Origin of the sequence: Pseudomonas sp. NFACC37-1, assembly GCF_900101575.1 — a bacterium.
In the GTDB taxonomy this organism is placed as follows: domain Bacteria; phylum Pseudomonadota; class Gammaproteobacteria; order Pseudomonadales; family Pseudomonadaceae; genus Aquipseudomonas; species Aquipseudomonas fluorescens_AA.
The window spans coordinates 1-13795 of record NZ_FMUZ01000036.1; the positions used below are offsets into that span (position 1 = coordinate 1).

15 protein-coding genes are annotated in these 13795 nt (G+C 60.9%); 8 read left to right on the plus strand and 7 right to left on the minus strand.

Annotation, left to right across the window (positions count from 1 at the left end):
* Together BLP82_RS25410 and BLP82_RS32195 are read left to right on the plus strand one after the other, a co-directional pair.
* Positions 1–252, plus strand: a 252-nt coding sequence (locus BLP82_RS25410; RefSeq protein ID WP_139197943.1) for a transposase, incomplete at its 5' end; no start/stop codon positions are given.
* Entirely contained in the window at positions 185–343 is a 159-nt protein-coding gene (locus BLP82_RS32195; RefSeq protein WP_218189439.1) for a bacteriocin immunity protein, read from the plus strand. The genes BLP82_RS25410 and BLP82_RS32195, both read left to right, overlap by 68 nt.
* 42 nt (positions 344–385) lie before the next feature.
* Here the strand turns inward: BLP82_RS32195 and BLP82_RS25420 are convergent, their stop codons facing one another.
* Positions 386–973, minus strand: coding sequence for an energy transducer TonB (locus BLP82_RS25420; RefSeq protein WP_256576678.1), 588 nt, complete (start codon positions 971–973; stop codon positions 386–388).
* Between the two features lie 340 nt (positions 974–1313).
* On the opposite strand from BLP82_RS25420, the gene glpT reads away from it, so the two are divergent.
* Positions 1314–2663: a glycerol-3-phosphate transporter gene (glpT, locus tag BLP82_RS25425; protein WP_092174724.1), complete on the plus strand. Its 1350-nt coding sequence runs from the start codon at positions 1314–1316 to the stop codon at positions 2661–2663.
* Here the strand turns inward: glpT and BLP82_RS25430 are convergent.
* The 6 genes from BLP82_RS25430 to BLP82_RS25455 all read right to left on the minus strand — a co-directional run bounded on the left by BLP82_RS25430 (position 2639) and on the right by BLP82_RS25455 (position 8872).
* A complete protein-coding gene (locus tag BLP82_RS25430; protein ID WP_092174727.1) occupies positions 2639–3307 on the minus strand; it encodes a gamma-glutamylcyclotransferase in 669 nt (222 codons plus the stop codon). The two genes, glpT and BLP82_RS25430, sit on opposite strands and share 25 nt — an antisense overlap.
* A gap of 346 nt (positions 3308–3653) precedes the next feature.
* On the minus strand, positions 3654–4622 hold the full coding sequence (locus tag BLP82_RS25435) for a CDP-6-deoxy-delta-3,4-glucoseen reductase (RefSeq protein WP_092174730.1): 969 nt from the start codon (positions 4620–4622) through the stop codon (positions 3654–3656).
* Positions 4622–6088: a 4-hydroxy-3-polyprenylbenzoate decarboxylase gene (ubiD, locus tag BLP82_RS25440; RefSeq protein WP_014340789.1), complete on the minus strand. Its 1467-nt coding sequence runs from the start codon at positions 6086–6088 to the stop codon at positions 4622–4624. The genes BLP82_RS25435 and ubiD overlap by 1 nt, the downstream gene beginning before the upstream one ends.
* 124 nt (positions 6089–6212) lie before the next feature.
* Positions 6213–7472, minus strand: a complete 1260-nt coding sequence (rho, locus tag BLP82_RS25445) for a transcription termination factor Rho (RefSeq protein WP_003206716.1) — start codon at positions 7470–7472, stop codon at positions 6213–6215.
* A gap of 241 nt (positions 7473–7713) precedes the next feature.
* Entirely contained in the window at positions 7714–8043 is a 330-nt protein-coding gene (gene trxA, locus BLP82_RS25450; RefSeq protein ID WP_003206727.1) for a thioredoxin TrxA, read from the minus strand.
* 121 nt (positions 8044–8164) lie between these two features.
* A complete protein-coding gene (locus BLP82_RS25455; protein ID WP_092174734.1) occupies positions 8165–8872 on the minus strand; it encodes a FadR/GntR family transcriptional regulator in 708 nt (235 codons plus the stop codon).
* A 255-nt stretch (positions 8873–9127) separates the two neighbouring features.
* Between BLP82_RS25455 and BLP82_RS25460 the strand changes: the two genes are divergently transcribed.
* The 5 genes from BLP82_RS25460 to ppx all read left to right on the plus strand — a co-directional run bounded on the left by BLP82_RS25460 (position 9128) and on the right by ppx (position 13746).
* Positions 9128–9913, plus strand: a complete 786-nt coding sequence (locus BLP82_RS25460; protein ID WP_092174738.1) for a transporter substrate-binding domain-containing protein — start codon at positions 9128–9130, stop codon at positions 9911–9913.
* A 21-nt stretch (positions 9914–9934) separates the two neighbouring features.
* Positions 9935–10615 (plus strand): amino acid ABC transporter permease, encoded by a 681-nt coding sequence (locus BLP82_RS25465; protein ID WP_092174742.1) that lies wholly within the window; start codon positions 9935–9937, stop codon positions 10613–10615.
* Entirely contained in the window at positions 10612–11262 is a 651-nt protein-coding gene (locus tag BLP82_RS25470) for an amino acid ABC transporter permease (RefSeq protein WP_092174746.1), read from the plus strand. Before BLP82_RS25465 ends, BLP82_RS25470 begins: the two co-directional genes overlap by 4 nt.
* On the plus strand, positions 11249–11983 hold the full coding sequence (locus BLP82_RS25475; RefSeq protein ID WP_030138144.1) for an amino acid ABC transporter ATP-binding protein: 735 nt from the start codon (positions 11249–11251) through the stop codon (positions 11981–11983). The genes BLP82_RS25470 and BLP82_RS25475 overlap by 14 nt, the downstream gene beginning before the upstream one ends.
* Before the next feature lie 260 nt (positions 11984–12243).
* The gene (gene ppx / locus BLP82_RS25480; protein ID WP_092174751.1) at positions 12244–13746 is read left to right on the plus strand and encodes an exopolyphosphatase; all 1503 of its coding nucleotides are present in this window, start codon (positions 12244–12246) and stop codon (positions 13744–13746) included.
* Positions 13747–13795: the final 49 nt, after the last annotated feature.

The window sequence follows — 13795 nt, forward strand, 5'->3', positions numbered from 1 at the left end:
TGCGACCAATATCGAATGCAGCCCGTCATCCCGCTGCGCTCAATGAAGCGCAAACCCAAACCCGGCTTACCCAGACTGTTTGATAGGCCCAAGTACCGACAGCGCAACATCATCGAGCGCATGTTTGGCTGGCTGAAAGAAAACCGCCGCATCGTGACACGCTTCGACAAGCTCGCAAAAAGCTATGCCGCCATGGTCTCGCTGGCTTGCTCCATGCGGTGTTTGCGACATCTCTTTTCGTACAGAGCCTAAACAAGGCCGAGAAGACAGTCCGGAAGGAATCCTGAATGAAATTAAAATCTGGCGAGCAGAAAACGGAAAACCCGGTTTCAAGTCAGAATAAACAAGTAGGGGCATCGCCAACGGCGATGCCCCTACTTGATGGCTAAAGCAACTCGCGAATTTCCTTCGGCAGCATCCGCATATACCGTGCAGCCGGAAAACTCCCGCAACGCTGCACGATCGTAGGCAGGAGCCTGTTGAACCGGGCGATCAAGGCCAAACGCTCCACATCCGGTATCTTTTTCACAAAAAACACATTGGACAAGTAACTGCGGGTGTAACGGAACGGAAGCAAATCCTCTACCCACAGCTGACCCCTGGCATGCGCATTGATGACCGAGCATTTCCAGGTCTTGATCCACTTGTTGGCATCCAGTGGCAAGCCATCCAGGCGGAATTCGAAGGGCACCACGACGTGCGCCTGCGCCGGGCGTTCGTGATCCACCGTCCACGGTTTGAAGCGCCATTGGTTCACGGCCGCCCGTGCGGCCTCGGCGAAATCCGGATGATCACTGTGCAGGATTGCGACTTCATCGACACGACCATCGGCCTGCACCGTGAAGCCGACCCGGACCACACCCACGACGCCCTTCCGGTGCAGGGCCGTCGGGTAGTCCGGCTTGGGATTGTGCTCGGGCACCAACAACACATCCGTCGCGCCGCTCATAGCGGACAAGCACAACAACAGCATCACGACACACCACCTCATGCCCTCACCCCTCACCTGAATGCCAGACTTGGCAAAGACATAGAGGGTAGAGGCCGCAGCCCTGGGGCTGAATAGCGAGACTTCCCATTTGGGTGAAGGACCTTTCCCACTGTCCTGCCCCCTAGCCACCGATGCACCGCATGAAAAAAGCCTGTGGCGACATTTCCTACAACAGCTTTCGCCAATACCTGAGCGACATGTTCGTTTAAGAACATTCGATCAGAAAAATTTCCCTGTTTAAACGGTAAGAACCAATGCTATTTTCGGTAACGAAACTGTAACATTCGCATCCGCAGTCATAACAAGAACCTGGAGCCCTTGAATGTTTTCTTTCTTTCGCCCTGCCGCCCATCAGGCGTCCCTGCCTGAAGAAAAAATAGACAGCACCTACCGACGCCTTCGCTGGCAGATCTTCGCCGGGATATTCATTGGCTACGCCGGGTATTACCTGCTGCGCAAGAACTTCTCCCTGGCCATGCCGTACCTGATCGACGAGGGCTATACCCGTGGCCAGTTGGGCCTGGCCATGTCCGCTATCGCCATCGCCTACGGGCTGTCGAAGTTCCTGATGGGCCTGGTGTCCGACCGTTCCAACCCGCGTTACTTCCTGCCCTTCGGCTTGTTGGTATCGGCGGGGGTGATGTTCGTGTTCGGTTTCGCGCCCTGGGCAACCTCCAGCGTGACCATGATGTTCATCCTGCTGTTCATCAACGGCTGGGCCCAAGGCATGGGTTGGCCGCCAAGCGGACGGACCATGGTGCACTGGTGGTCGCAGAAGGAACGTGGCGGCGTGGTCTCGGTGTGGAACGTCGCGCACAACGTCGGCGGCGGCCTGATCGGCCCGCTGTTCCTGCTGGGGATGGGCTGGTTCAACGACTGGCACGCGGCATTCTATGTGCCCGCTGCCGTAGCGCTCGCCGTTGCGGTGTTTGCCTTCGTGACCATGCGCGACACGCCGCAATCCGTGGGCCTGCCGCCCATCGAGAAATACAAGAACGACTACCCCGAAGGCTACGACGCGAGCCACGAGAACGAATTCAGCGCCAAGGAAATTTTCGTCAAATACGTGCTGCGCAACAAAATGCTCTGGTACATCGCCATGGCCAACGTCTTCGTCTACCTGCTGCGCTACGGCGTGCTGGACTGGGCACCGACCTACCTCAAGGAAGCCAAGGGCTTCACGGTGGACAAGAGTTCCTGGGCCTACTTCTTCTACGAGTGGGCGGGCATTCCCGGCACGCTGCTGTGTGGCTGGATGTCGGACAAGATCTTCCGTGGCAACCGTGGCCTGACCGGCATGGTGTTCATGGCCCTGGTGACCGTGGCCACGCTGGTGTACTGGCTGAACCCGGCCGGCAACCCGACCGTCGACATGATCGCCCTGGTTTCCATCGGCTTCCTGATCTACGGCCCGGTGATGTTGATCGGTTTGCAAGCATTGGAACTGGCACCGAAGAAAGCCGCCGGTACAGCTGCCGGCTTCACCGGTCTGTTTGGTTACCTAGGTGGCTCGGTCGCGGCCAGCGCCGCCATGGGCTACACCGTGGACCATTTCGGCTGGGACGGTGGCTTTGTGCTGCTGATCGGCGCCTGCCTGCTGGCAATGGCGTTCCTCGCGCCCACGCTGTGGCACAAGCAAATAGCCAGTCAGAGCCGCGAAGTGGTCGCCTGATCCAGCGCTGATTGGCAGCGCTTGAGCCGCGCCTCCAGATTCCGGTCTGGCATGGCGTGGCTGCGCAGGGCGTGGACGGTCTGCTCGACGTAATCGCGAGTGGTGCCGTAACGCCCACAGGCGCTTTCGAACACCTGGCTCAGCACATGGTCCGGCACGTTGCCGGCATAGCTGGGCAGGTGCCGCTCCAGCACAAAACCCAAGGCTTGCACCCGGCTGCCATCCTCGAGACGGCAACTGAGCCAATGCGGACGATAGGACGGGACCGGCATCTCGCGCTGCCACAGGGCAAACAGCGAGTGCTCGAGATTCTCCTCCGGCAATCGGTAGGCGAACCCGCTGCACGAACCGCCGCGGTCCAGCCCGAACACCAGCCCCGGCAACTCCGGGGTGCCGCGGTGTTCGTGGGACCACAGGTACAAACCGCGATGATAACCATGGACCCGACCGCGCATGCGCTCCACCGCCGTGCATTCCGGCCGCCAGATCAATGAACCGTACGCAAACAGCCAGACCGGACCGCCCTGGTGGAGACTCATGGTCAATTGCATCGAGGCGAGCAATTGCTCACGGGTCAGTTGCGGCCCCAGTTCGAGTCGTGGCGGGTACAAGGCACAGGTAATGGCGGATTCGATAGCGGTCATGGCCGGTAGTGGTTGGCTCCTCGCGATTCAAAAAGCTGGATGGCGCGCCGTCATGACACTGACGCTCGGCAGAACCAACGCAAATTGGATGCCATGAATGCTGGGGGCGCTGGCATATACCTTAACGACATCTGGCTTATGGGTTAAATATCGAATAGGCATATGTGCAGATCTATACAGTTGTGGCGAGGGGATTTATCCCCGCTGGGGCGCGAAGCGTCCCAAAAATCCGAGCGCTCGGTGTGTCAGATCAATTGATTTCTGATTTCGAGGGCCGCTTCGCAGCCCAACGGGGATAAATCCCCTCGCCACAAAAGCACCTTAGCCTGGGCTAAATGAGTTCTACTCAAGCCCGAGGCGCATAGGCAAATACATCGGCGCGCATTTGATGGGCGTCCATGCCGGCTTCCACCAGCGCATCGAGCGTGGCGTAGATCATGGCCGGCGAGCCGCTGGCATAGACGTGCACGCCGGAAAGATCGCTGAGGTCCTCGCACACCGCTTCATGGAGCATCCCGCAGCGCCCTTCCCAGCCGCACAAGTCGCTGACGACCTTGTGCAGGAACAGGTTCGGCAGCTTTTTCCATTCGTCCCAGTGCTCGATTTCATAGAAATCGTCCGGTCGCCGCACGCCCCAGTACAGATGCACCGGGTGCTTGAAGCCCGCGGCGCGGCAATGCTCGATCAGGCTGTGCATCTGCGCCATGCCGGTTCCGGCGGCGATCAGCACCAACGGTCCGTCCGGCAGCTCGGACAAATGCGTGTCGCCAAAAGGCATTTCGACGCGCACGCTGGAGTTGCGTTGCAACTGTTCCAGCAGCGCCTGTGCACTGCTTTCGCGCACCAACACATGCAACTGCAGCTCGCGCCCGGAATGCGGCGCCGAGGCCAGGGAGAACGCCGATTTCTCGCCGTTTTCCCGCTCAATCATCAGGTACTGCCCGGCGTGATAGCGCGGTGGCTTGCCCGCCGGCGCCCGCAAGCGCACTCGCCAGACATCGCCGCCCACCTCGGCGCACTCGATCACCTGGCACGCCAGGTTGCGTACCGGTAGCTCACCTGGCGAGAGCACACCGTCCCACAACACCACGCAGTCCTCCAACGGCTCGGCGATGCACGTGAAAATCTCACCGTGGTCGCGCACCTCGCCCGCCTGTTCCACACGGCCTTCCACCAGCAACGCACCACAGACGTGGCAGTTGCCGTTGCGGCAGCTTTGCGGGCATTCATAGCCCAGGCGTCGCGCGCCATCGAGAATCCGCTCGGCGGGCCGTATCTCCAGCACCGCTCCGGAAGGCTGCAAGGTTACACGCATCAATCTATTCCTAACTGATTCCAGATGGCATCGATCCGTTGGGTAACGGCTTCATCCTTGACGATAACCCGGCCCCACTCGCGAGTGGTTTCACCGGGCCATTTATGCGTGGCATCGAGCCCCATCTTCGACCCCAGGCCAGACACCGGCGAGGCGAAGTCGAGGTAGTCGATCGGCGTATTCTCGATCATCACCGTATCGCGCTTGGGGTCCATGCGCGTGGTGATGGCCCAGATCACGTCGTTCCAGTCCCGTGCGTTGATATCGTCGTCGGTGACGATAACGAACTTGGTGTACATGAACTGTCGCAAAAACGACCAGACCCCCAGCATGACCCGCTTGGCGTGCCCCGGATACGACTTCTTCATGGTCACCACGGCCATGCGATACGAACAACCTTCCGGCGGCAAATAGAAATCGGTGATTTCCGGAAACTGCTTCTGCAGGATCGGCACGAACACTTCGTTCAGCGCCACGCCGAGAATGGCCGGCTCATCGGGTGGACGGCCGGTGTAGGTGCTGTGGTAGATCGGCTTGATCCGGTGAGTGATGCGCTCGACGGTGAACACCGGGAAGCTGTCGACTTCGTTGTAATAGCCGGTGTGGTCGCCGTACGGACCTTCATCGGCCATTTCGCCGGGATGGATCACACCTTCAAGAATGATCTCGGCGGTGGCCGGAACTTGCAGGTCATTGCCACGGCATTTCACCAGCTCGGTACGATTGCCCCGCAACAGGCCGGCGAACGCGTATTCGGAAAGGCTGTCGGGCACGGGCGTGACGGCGCCGAGGATGGTCGCCGGGTCCGCGCCCAGGGCCACCGACACCGGGAAGGGCTGGCCGGGGTGTTTTTCACACCACTCACGGTAGTCCAATGCACCGCCGCGATGACTCAGCCAGCGCATGATGACCTTGTTGCGGCCAATCACCTGCTGACGGTAGATGCCCAGGTTCTGGCGGTCCTTGTTCGGGCCTTTGGTGACGGTCAGGCCCCAGGTGATCAGCGGCCCCACGTCACCCGGCCAGCAGGTCTGTACCGGCAGCATGGCCAGGTCGACGTCGTCACCCTCGATGACCACTTCCTGGCAGATCGCGTCCTTGACGACTTTCGGCGCCATGGCAATGATCTTGCGGAAAATCGGCAGCTTGGACCAAGCGTCCTTCAGGCCTTTCGGCGGCTCGGGCTCCTTGAGGAACGCCAGCAGCTTGCCGATCTCGCGCAATTCGCTGACGGCTTCGGCCCCCATGCCCAAGGCCACGCGCTCCGGCGTACCGAACAGGTTGCCCAGCACTGGAATGTCATACCCCGTCGGGTTTTCGAACAGCAGCGCCGGGCCTTTCGCACGCAGGGTGCGGTCGCAGACCTCGGTCATTTCCAGGACAGGAGACACCGGCACCTGGATGCGCTTGAGTTCGCCGCGCTGTTCCAGCCCGCTGATAAAGTCGCGCAAGTCGCGATACTGCATGCAAAAGCCTCATGGTGGCCGTGGCGTTCGGGGGCCCGAGTTTAACGCCGCCCGTCCAGAATAGTGAATGCACAGATAGCAAAAAGCCGGGTTTCCCCGGCTCTTGCTGGCCTGTCTTGGCGATTTACTTGCGTTTCATCGACAGGAAGAACTCATCGTTGGTCTTGGTCGTTTTCAACTTGTCGACCAGGAACTCGATGGCGGCGACTTCATCCATCGGATGCAGCAGCTTGCGCAGGATCCACATGCGCTGCAACTCGTCGTCGGCGGTCAGCAACTCTTCGCGGCGTGTGCCGGAACGGTTGATGTTGATGGCCGGGAACACACGCTTCTCGGCGATACGACGATCCAGAGGCAGCTCCATGTTACCGGTGCCCTTGAATTCCTCGTAGATCACTTCGTCCATCTTCGAACCGGTTTCAACCAGTGCGGTGGCGATGATGGTCAGCGAACCGCCTTCCTCGATGTTCCGCGCGGCGCCGAAGAAACGCTTCGGTTTTTCCAGCGCATGGGCATCGACACCACCGGTCAGCACCTTGCCGGAGCTCGGGATCACGGTGTTGTAGGCACGGGCCAGACGGGTGATGGAGTCCAGCAGGATCACCACGTCTTTCTTGTGTTCGACCAGGCGCTTGGCCTTCTCGATCACCATTTCGGCAACCTGCACGTGGCGGGTTGGCGGCTCGTCGAACGTCGAGGCGACCACTTCGCCGCGCACGGTGCGCTGCATCTCGGTCACTTCTTCCGGACGTTCGTCGATCAGCAACACGATCAGGTGAACTTCAGGGTTGTTACGGGCGATGTTGGCCGCGATGTTCTGCAGCATGATCGTCTTGCCCGCTTTCGGCGGCGCCACGATCAGGCCACGCTGGCCCTTGCCGATGGGTGCGCACAGGTCGATCACGCGACCGGTGAGGTCTTCGGTGGAACCGTTGCCGGCTTCCATCTTCATGCGCACGGTCGGGAACAGCGGGGTCAGGTTCTCGAAGAGAATCTTGTTCTTCGCGTTTTCCGGACGATCGAAGTTGATCGTGTCGACCTTGAGCAAGGCGAAATAACGCTCGCCTTCCTTCGGAGGGCGGATCTTGCCAACGATGGTGTCACCGGTGCGCAAGTTGAAGCGACGGATCTGGCTCGGCGAGACGTAGATATCGTCCGGGCCGGCGAGATAGGAAGCGTCTGCGGAGCGAAGGAAGCCGAAGCCGTCCTGGAGAATCTCCAGCACGCCATCACCGGAGATTTCCTCGCCGCTTTTTGCGTGCTTCTTGAGCAGGGAGAAAATCACGTCCTGCTTGCGCGAACGGGCCATATTTTCTATGCCCATCTGTTCGGCCAATTCGAGCAGTTCGGTAATCGGCTTTTGCTTGAGTTCAGTCAGATTCATATAGGAATGACGTAATCATTTATGGAGGGGGGAAATTAAGCTTTTGGCTTAATGAGGCCGCGCCGCAGAGAAGGCGACAGGATCGCGTACTTATTCGAAAGGAGAGCGTCGGCGACGGCTTGCAGGGGGCAATGGAGAAACCAGTGCGGGGCCGAATGTACCACCTGGGTTTGCAAGCGTCTAGCCCTGGATAACGAAAAAGCCCCGCGATTTGCGGGGCTTTTTCAGTGGCATTCGGCGCTTAGATGTTAGCGTCGAGGAAAGCAGCCAGTTGCGACTTCGACAACGCACCGACCTTGGTGGCTTCGACGTTGCCGTTCTTGAACAGCATCAGGGTCGGGATACCACGCACGCCGTGCTTGGCCGGAGTCTCCTGGTTTTCGTCGATGTTCAGCTTGGCAACGGTCAGCTTGCCCTTGTAGGTCTCAGCAATCTCGTCCAGGACTGGGGCGATCATTTTGCAGGGACCGCACCACTCAGCCCAATAGTCGACCAGTACCGCGCCTTCGGCCTTGAGTACGTCAGCTTCGAAGCTAGCGTCGCTAACGTGTTTGATCAGATCGCTGCTCATGGAAATCTCCGGGGTCATCAGCAAAAAAACGTGGCCCATCATAGCGGCCCTTCCCAGGTTCAGGAAGCCGCAGTTGATTGAGTCTCGCTATGGCGCAAGATGTATTTGAGTATGGCCCGGCTCATGAAGCCGTGGGGGCGACGAACGAAATCCCGGTACGCAGCGCAGCGTTACGTACATGTTCCTGCATGGCTTTTTGCGCGGCAGCAGAAGCACGACGGGCCAGGGCGCGAAGGATCTTGCGGTGCTCTTGCCAGGTTTCCATCGCCCGCTCCGCCCGGATGAACGGTAGTTTCTGGCTTTCCAGGAAGATGTCGGCGCTGGCGGTAAGGATGCTCAGCATCGCCTGGTTGCCGCTGGCCAGCAGGATTCGCCGATGGAATTCGAAATCCAGCCGCGCGGCGGCGTCGAAATCGCCGACCTTCAGCTCCCGGCGCATGGCTTCGACATTGTCTTGCAACCGGTCGAGTTCATCGGCGCTGAGCGTCACCGCCGCCAACCCCGCCGCGAAACCCTCCAGGGCGTAGCGCAACTGGAAGATGTCCACCGGCGAAGCCTGGGCCGCGAACGGCCAACCCGGCGCCGACTCGGTGCGTGGGGCCTCTACCGGCGCCTGCACGAACACCCCCTTGCCCGGCTGCACGCTGATCATGCCCAAGGCACTCAGCGAGGACAGCGCTTCGCGCAACGACGCCCGGCTCACGCCCAACTGCAGCGCCAGGTCCCGTTGCGACGGCAACGCATCGCCTGGACCGAAGCCTTTATCGACGATCAGTTTGCGGATGGCTTGCAGGGCCACTTCAGGAACGGCACGAGCGATGGAATTCATGGTTTTTTCAGACGAACCGGGCCAGTGAGCGGCTAGTTGTAAAGCTATTCGCCGCGCCCGGCAAGTCGTGCCCCAGCAGGGTTCGGCGACAAATGCCGACGCCCGATAACGGTGCGAAACACGACACAACTGTTCAGACCAGTAAGACCGCTGCCCACCAGCAAAACCGTGGCTTTGGCCGATTAAAAGTGGCCTTGGCATGGCCTGTGCTCTGTCCGAACGCAGAAATCACATCACCGATTGCGGAGATTCGCCATGATTCAGCGTTGCAGCGTCCTGCTCACAGCCCTGTTTGCCAGCCTGATGCTTTGCCAGTTGCCCGCCCACGCCGATGGCCTGGAAGACGTGGTCAAGCGTGGCACCCTCAAGGTCGCCGTACCCCAGGACTTCCCGCCATTCGGTTCGGTGGGCCCGGACATGAAACCCCGCGGCCTGGACATCGACACCGCAAAATTGCTGGCCGACCAGCTCAAGGTCAAGCTTGAACTGACGCCGGTCAACAGCACCAACCGCATCCCCTTCCTGACCACTGGCAAGGTCGACCTGGTGATTTCCAGCCTGGGCAAGAACCCGGAGCGGGAAAAAGTCATCGACTTTTCCAGCGCCTACGCGCCGTTCTACCTGGCCGTGTTCGGCCCGCCCGATGCCGCCATCAACACTCTGGATGACCTCAAGGGCAAGACCATCAGCGTCACCCGTGGCGCCATCGAAGACATCGAGTTGACCAAGGTCGCCCCCGAAGGCACCACCATCAAGCGCTTCGAAGACAACAACTCGACCATCGCCGCCTACCTGGCCGGCCAGGTGGACCTGATCGCCAGCGGCAACGTGGTGATGGTCGCCATCAGCGAACGCAACCCCAAGCGTGTTCCGGCGCTGAAGGTGAAGCTCAAGGACTCGCCGGTGTACGTGGGCGTGAACAAGAACGAGCCGGCGCTGCTGGACAAGGTCAACCAGATCCTGGCCACCGCCAAGACCGATGGCAGCCTGGAGAAGAATTCCCAGACCTGGCTCAAGCAGCCGCTGCCGGCCGATCTCTGATCGTCGCTTGAGAGGCTGAGCATGGCTTATCAGTTCGATTTTCTACCGGTGGTGCAAAACACCGAGCTGCTGCTGCGCGGTGCGCTGTTCACCCTGGAACTGACGGCCATCGGCACGTTGCTCGGGGTCGGCCTGGGCATCGTCGGGGCCGTGGTGCGGGCCTGGAACATTCGTCCGTTCGCGGCGTTCTTCGGTGTGTACGTGGAATTGATCCGCAACACGCCGTTCCTGGTGCAGTTGTTTTTCATCTTCTTCGGCTTGCCGTCCCTGGGCCTGCAGATTTCCGAATGGCAGGCGGCGGTGCTGGCGATGGTGATCAACCTCGGCGCCTACTCCACCGAGATCATCCGCGCCGGTATCCAGGCGATCCCGCGGGGGCAACTGGAAGCGGCCGCGGCCCTGGCCATGAGCCGCTTCGAGGCCTTCCGCCACGTGGTGCTGCTGCCGGCATTGGGCAAGGTCTGGCCGGCCCTGAGCAGCCAGATCATCATCGTGATGCTAGGCTCGGCGGTCTGTTCGCAGATCGCCACCGAAGAGTTGAGCTTTGCCGCCAACTTCATCCAGTCGCGCAACTTCCGCGCGTTCGAAACCTACGCGCTGACCACGCTCATCTACTTGTGCATGGCGCTGCTGATCCGCCAGTTCCTCAACTGGGTGGGTCGCCGTTGCCTGTACAGGAGCAGCACCGGGAGCCGACCATGAGCGATTTCACTTTCTGGGACGTGGTGCGCAACCTGCTCACCGGCCTGCAATGGACCCTGGCGCTGTCGCTGGTGGCGTTTATCGGCGGCGGTGTGATCGGCTTGCTGGTGATGGTGCTGCGCATCTCCAAAAGCGCCCTGCCCCGCAACATCGCCCGCACCTACATCGAGCTGTTCCAGGGCACGCCGCTGTTGATGCAACTGTTTCTGGTGTTCTTCGGCGTGGCCCTGGCCGGCGTAGAGATTTCGCCGTGGATGGCGGCGGCCATTGCCCTGACGCTGTTCACCAGTGCCTACCTGGCGGAGATCTGGCGCGGTTGTGTCGACTCGATTCCCAACGGCCAGTGGGAAGCCTCGGCGAGCCTGGCCCTCAACCCGCTGGAGCAGTTGCGCTACGTGATCCTGCCCCAGGCCCTGCGCATCGCCGTGGCGCCGACCGTGGGCTTTTCCGTGCAGGTGGTCAAAGGCACCGCCGTGACTTCGATCATTGGCTTTACCGAACTGACCAAGACCGGCGGAATGCTCGCCAACGCCACGTTCGAGCCGTTCATGGTCTATGGCCTGGTCGCCCTCGGTTACTTCCTGCTCTGCTACCCCTTGTCCCTCAGTGCGCGCTACCTGGAAAGGAGACTGCATGCCTCTGCTTAGAATTACCGCCCTGCATAAATACTACGGCGATCATCACGTGCTCAAAGGCATCGACCTGAGCGTCGAGGAAGGCCAGGTGGTAGCGATCATCGGCCGCAGCGGCTCGGGCAAATCCACCTTGCTGCGCACCCTCAATGGCCTGGAGTCGATCAACGACGGCGTGATCGAAGTCGACGGCGAATACCTTGATGCCGCCCGCGCCGACCTGCGCAGCCTGCGACAGAAAGTCGGAATGGTGTTCCAGCAATTCAACCTGTTCCCGCACCTGACGGTGGGCGAGAACGTGATGCTCGCGCCGCAAGTTGTTCAAAAAGTGCCCAAGGCCAAGGCGGCCGAGCTGGCGCGACAGATGCTGGAACGGGTCGGGCTTGGGGAGAAATTCGATGCCTTCCCCGACCGGTTGTCCGGCGGCCAGCAGCAACGGGTGGCGATTGCCCGCGCGCTGGCGATGTCGCCGAAAGTGCTGCTGTGCGACGAAATCACCTCGGCCCTGGACCCGGAACTGGTCAATGAAGTGCTCAGCGTCGTGCGGCAACTGGCCAAGGAAGGCATGACGCTGATCATGGTCACCCACGAAATGCGTTTCGCCCGGGAAGTGGGCGACAAACTGGTGTTCATGCACCAAGGCAAGGTGCATGAGGTGGGTGATCCCAAGGTGCTGTTCGCCGATCCGCAGACCGCGGAGCTGGCGAACTTCATCGGGACCGTCGAGCCGGCCTGATTTTCTCAGCCAAGGAACACTCTGTGGCGAGGGGATTTACCCCCGTTGGGCTGCGAAGCGGCCCCCAAACCAGGCAACTCGGCGTGCCAGGATGATTGAGTTCACAGCTTTAGGGCTGCTGCGCGGCCCAGCGGGGATAAATCCCCTCGCCACAAGAGCACCCTGCAAGCTGCTCTGGCTCAAGGGTTTGGTTCAGGTGCGTTGGCGTAAGCGGTCGATCGTGGCAGGATGGCGAGGTTATCGACCGAGACTTTTTGACCATGCCGCAATCCCAAGCCAAGAATCTGTCCCTGATCGCCGCCATCGACCTGGGCTCCAACAGCTTCCACATGGTCGTCGCCAAGGCCCAGAACGGGGAAATCCGCATTCTTGAGCGGCTCGGCGAAAAGGTCCAACTGGCCGCCGGCATCGACGAAGAACGCCAGCTGAGCGAAGAATCCATCCAGCGCGGGCTCGATTGCCTCAAGCGGTTTGCCCAACTGATCAACGGCATGCCCCTGGGCGCGGTGCGGATCGTCGGCACCAACGCCCTGCGCGAGGCGCGCAACCGTGGCGAATTCATCCGTCGCGCCGAAGAGATCCTCGGCCACCCGGTGGAAGTCATCTCCGGTCGTGAAGAAGCCCGCCTGATCTACCTTGGCGTCTCCCACACCCTGGCCGACACCCCGGGCAAGCGCCTGGTGGCGGACATCGGTGGTGGCAGTACCGAATTCATCATCGGCCAGCGCTTCGAACCGCTGCTGCGCGAAAGCCTGCAGATGGGCTGCGTCAGCTACACCCAGCGTTATTTCCGCGACGGCAAGATCACCCCGGCCCGCTACGCCCAGGCCTACACCGCGGCGCGCCTGGAAATCATGAGTATCGAACACGCCCTGCACCGCCTGACCTGGGACGAAGCCATCGGCTCCTCCGGGACCATTCGCGCCATCGGCCTGGCGCTCAAGGCTGGCGGCCACGGTACTGGCGAGGTCAACGCCGAAGGCCTGGCCTGGCTCAAGCGCAGGGTGTTCAAGCTCGGTGAAGCGGACAAGATCGATTTCGAAGGCATCAAGCCCGACCGCCGGGCGATTTTCCCGGCGGGCCTGGCGATCCTCGAAGCGATTTTCGACGCCCTCGAACTGCAGCGCATGGACCACTGCGAGGGTGCTCTGCGCGAAGGCGTGCTCTACGACCTGCTGGGGCGTCATCATCACGAAGACGTACGTGAGCGCACCCTGGGCTCGCTCATGGAGCGTTATCACGTCGACCTGGAGCAGGCCGCACGGGTCGAACGCAAGGCACTGCATGCCTTCGACCAGGTGGCCGATGACTGGGACTTGAACGACGGGGTCTGGCGCGAACTGCTGGGCTGGGCCGCCAAGGTCCATGAAGTGGGCCTGGACATTGCCCACTATCACTACCACAAGCATGGCGCCTACCTGATCGAGCACTCCGACCTGGCGGGCTTCTCCCGGGAAGACCAGCAGATGCTCGCGCTATTGGTGCGCGGCCATCGGCGCAACATTCCCAAGGATAAATTCGCCGAGTTCGGCGATGACGGCATCAAGCTGATTCGCCTGTGCGTGCTGCTGCGCTTTGCGATCCTGTTCCACCACATCCGTGGCACCCAGGAAATGCCCCAGGTCGCCCTGCATGCCGACGGCGATCAACTGGACGTGATGTTCCCCGACGGGTGGCTGGAAGAAAACCAGCTGACCCAGGCCGACTTCGCCCAGGAAGCCGAGTGGCTGACACGGGTCGGGATTGTGCTGAACATTCACTGAGCCCCGCTACAACACAGATCTATTGTGGCGAGGGGATTTATCCCCGTTG

What these genes read in the sequence shown, in the direction of transcription:
- ubiD (WP_014340789.1), bottom strand. Translation starts at nt 6,088, where the DNA reads ATGCAGTATCGCGACTTGCGCGACTTTATCAGCGGGCTGGAACAGCGC.
- BLP82_RS25465 (WP_092174742.1), top strand. Translation starts at nt 9,935, where the DNA reads ATGGCTTATCAGTTCGATTTTCTACCGGTGGTGCAAAACACCGAGCTG.
- rho (WP_003206716.1), bottom strand. Translation starts at nt 7,472, where the DNA reads ATGAATCTGACTGAACTCAAGCAAAAGCCGATTACCGAACTGCTCGAA.
- trxA (WP_003206727.1), bottom strand. Translation starts at nt 8,043, where the DNA reads ATGAGCAGCGATCTGATCAAACACGTTAGCGACGCTAGCTTCGAAGCT.
- BLP82_RS25455 (WP_092174734.1), bottom strand. Translation starts at nt 8,872, where the DNA reads ATGAATTCCATCGCTCGTGCCGTTCCTGAAGTGGCCCTGCAAGCCATC.
- ppx (WP_092174751.1), top strand. Translation starts at nt 12,244, where the DNA reads ATGCCGCAATCCCAAGCCAAGAATCTGTCCCTGATCGCCGCCATCGAC.
- BLP82_RS25460 (WP_092174738.1), top strand. Translation starts at nt 9,128, where the DNA reads ATGATTCAGCGTTGCAGCGTCCTGCTCACAGCCCTGTTTGCCAGCCTG.
- BLP82_RS25475 (WP_030138144.1), top strand. Translation starts at nt 11,249, where the DNA reads ATGCCTCTGCTTAGAATTACCGCCCTGCATAAATACTACGGCGATCAT.
- BLP82_RS32195 (WP_218189439.1), top strand. Translation starts at nt 185, where the DNA reads ATGCCGCCATGGTCTCGCTGGCTTGCTCCATGCGGTGTTTGCGACATC.
- BLP82_RS25430 (WP_092174727.1), bottom strand. Translation starts at nt 3,307, where the DNA reads ATGACCGCTATCGAATCCGCCATTACCTGTGCCTTGTACCCGCCACGA.
- BLP82_RS25420 (WP_256576678.1), bottom strand. Translation starts at nt 973, where the DNA reads ATGCTGTTGTTGTGCTTGTCCGCTATGAGCGGCGCGACGGATGTGTTG.
- BLP82_RS25470 (WP_092174746.1), top strand. Translation starts at nt 10,612, where the DNA reads ATGAGCGATTTCACTTTCTGGGACGTGGTGCGCAACCTGCTCACCGGC.
- glpT (WP_092174724.1), top strand. Translation starts at nt 1,314, where the DNA reads ATGTTTTCTTTCTTTCGCCCTGCCGCCCATCAGGCGTCCCTGCCTGAA.
- BLP82_RS25435 (WP_092174730.1), bottom strand. Translation starts at nt 4,622, where the DNA reads ATGCGTGTAACCTTGCAGCCTTCCGGAGCGGTGCTGGAGATACGGCCC.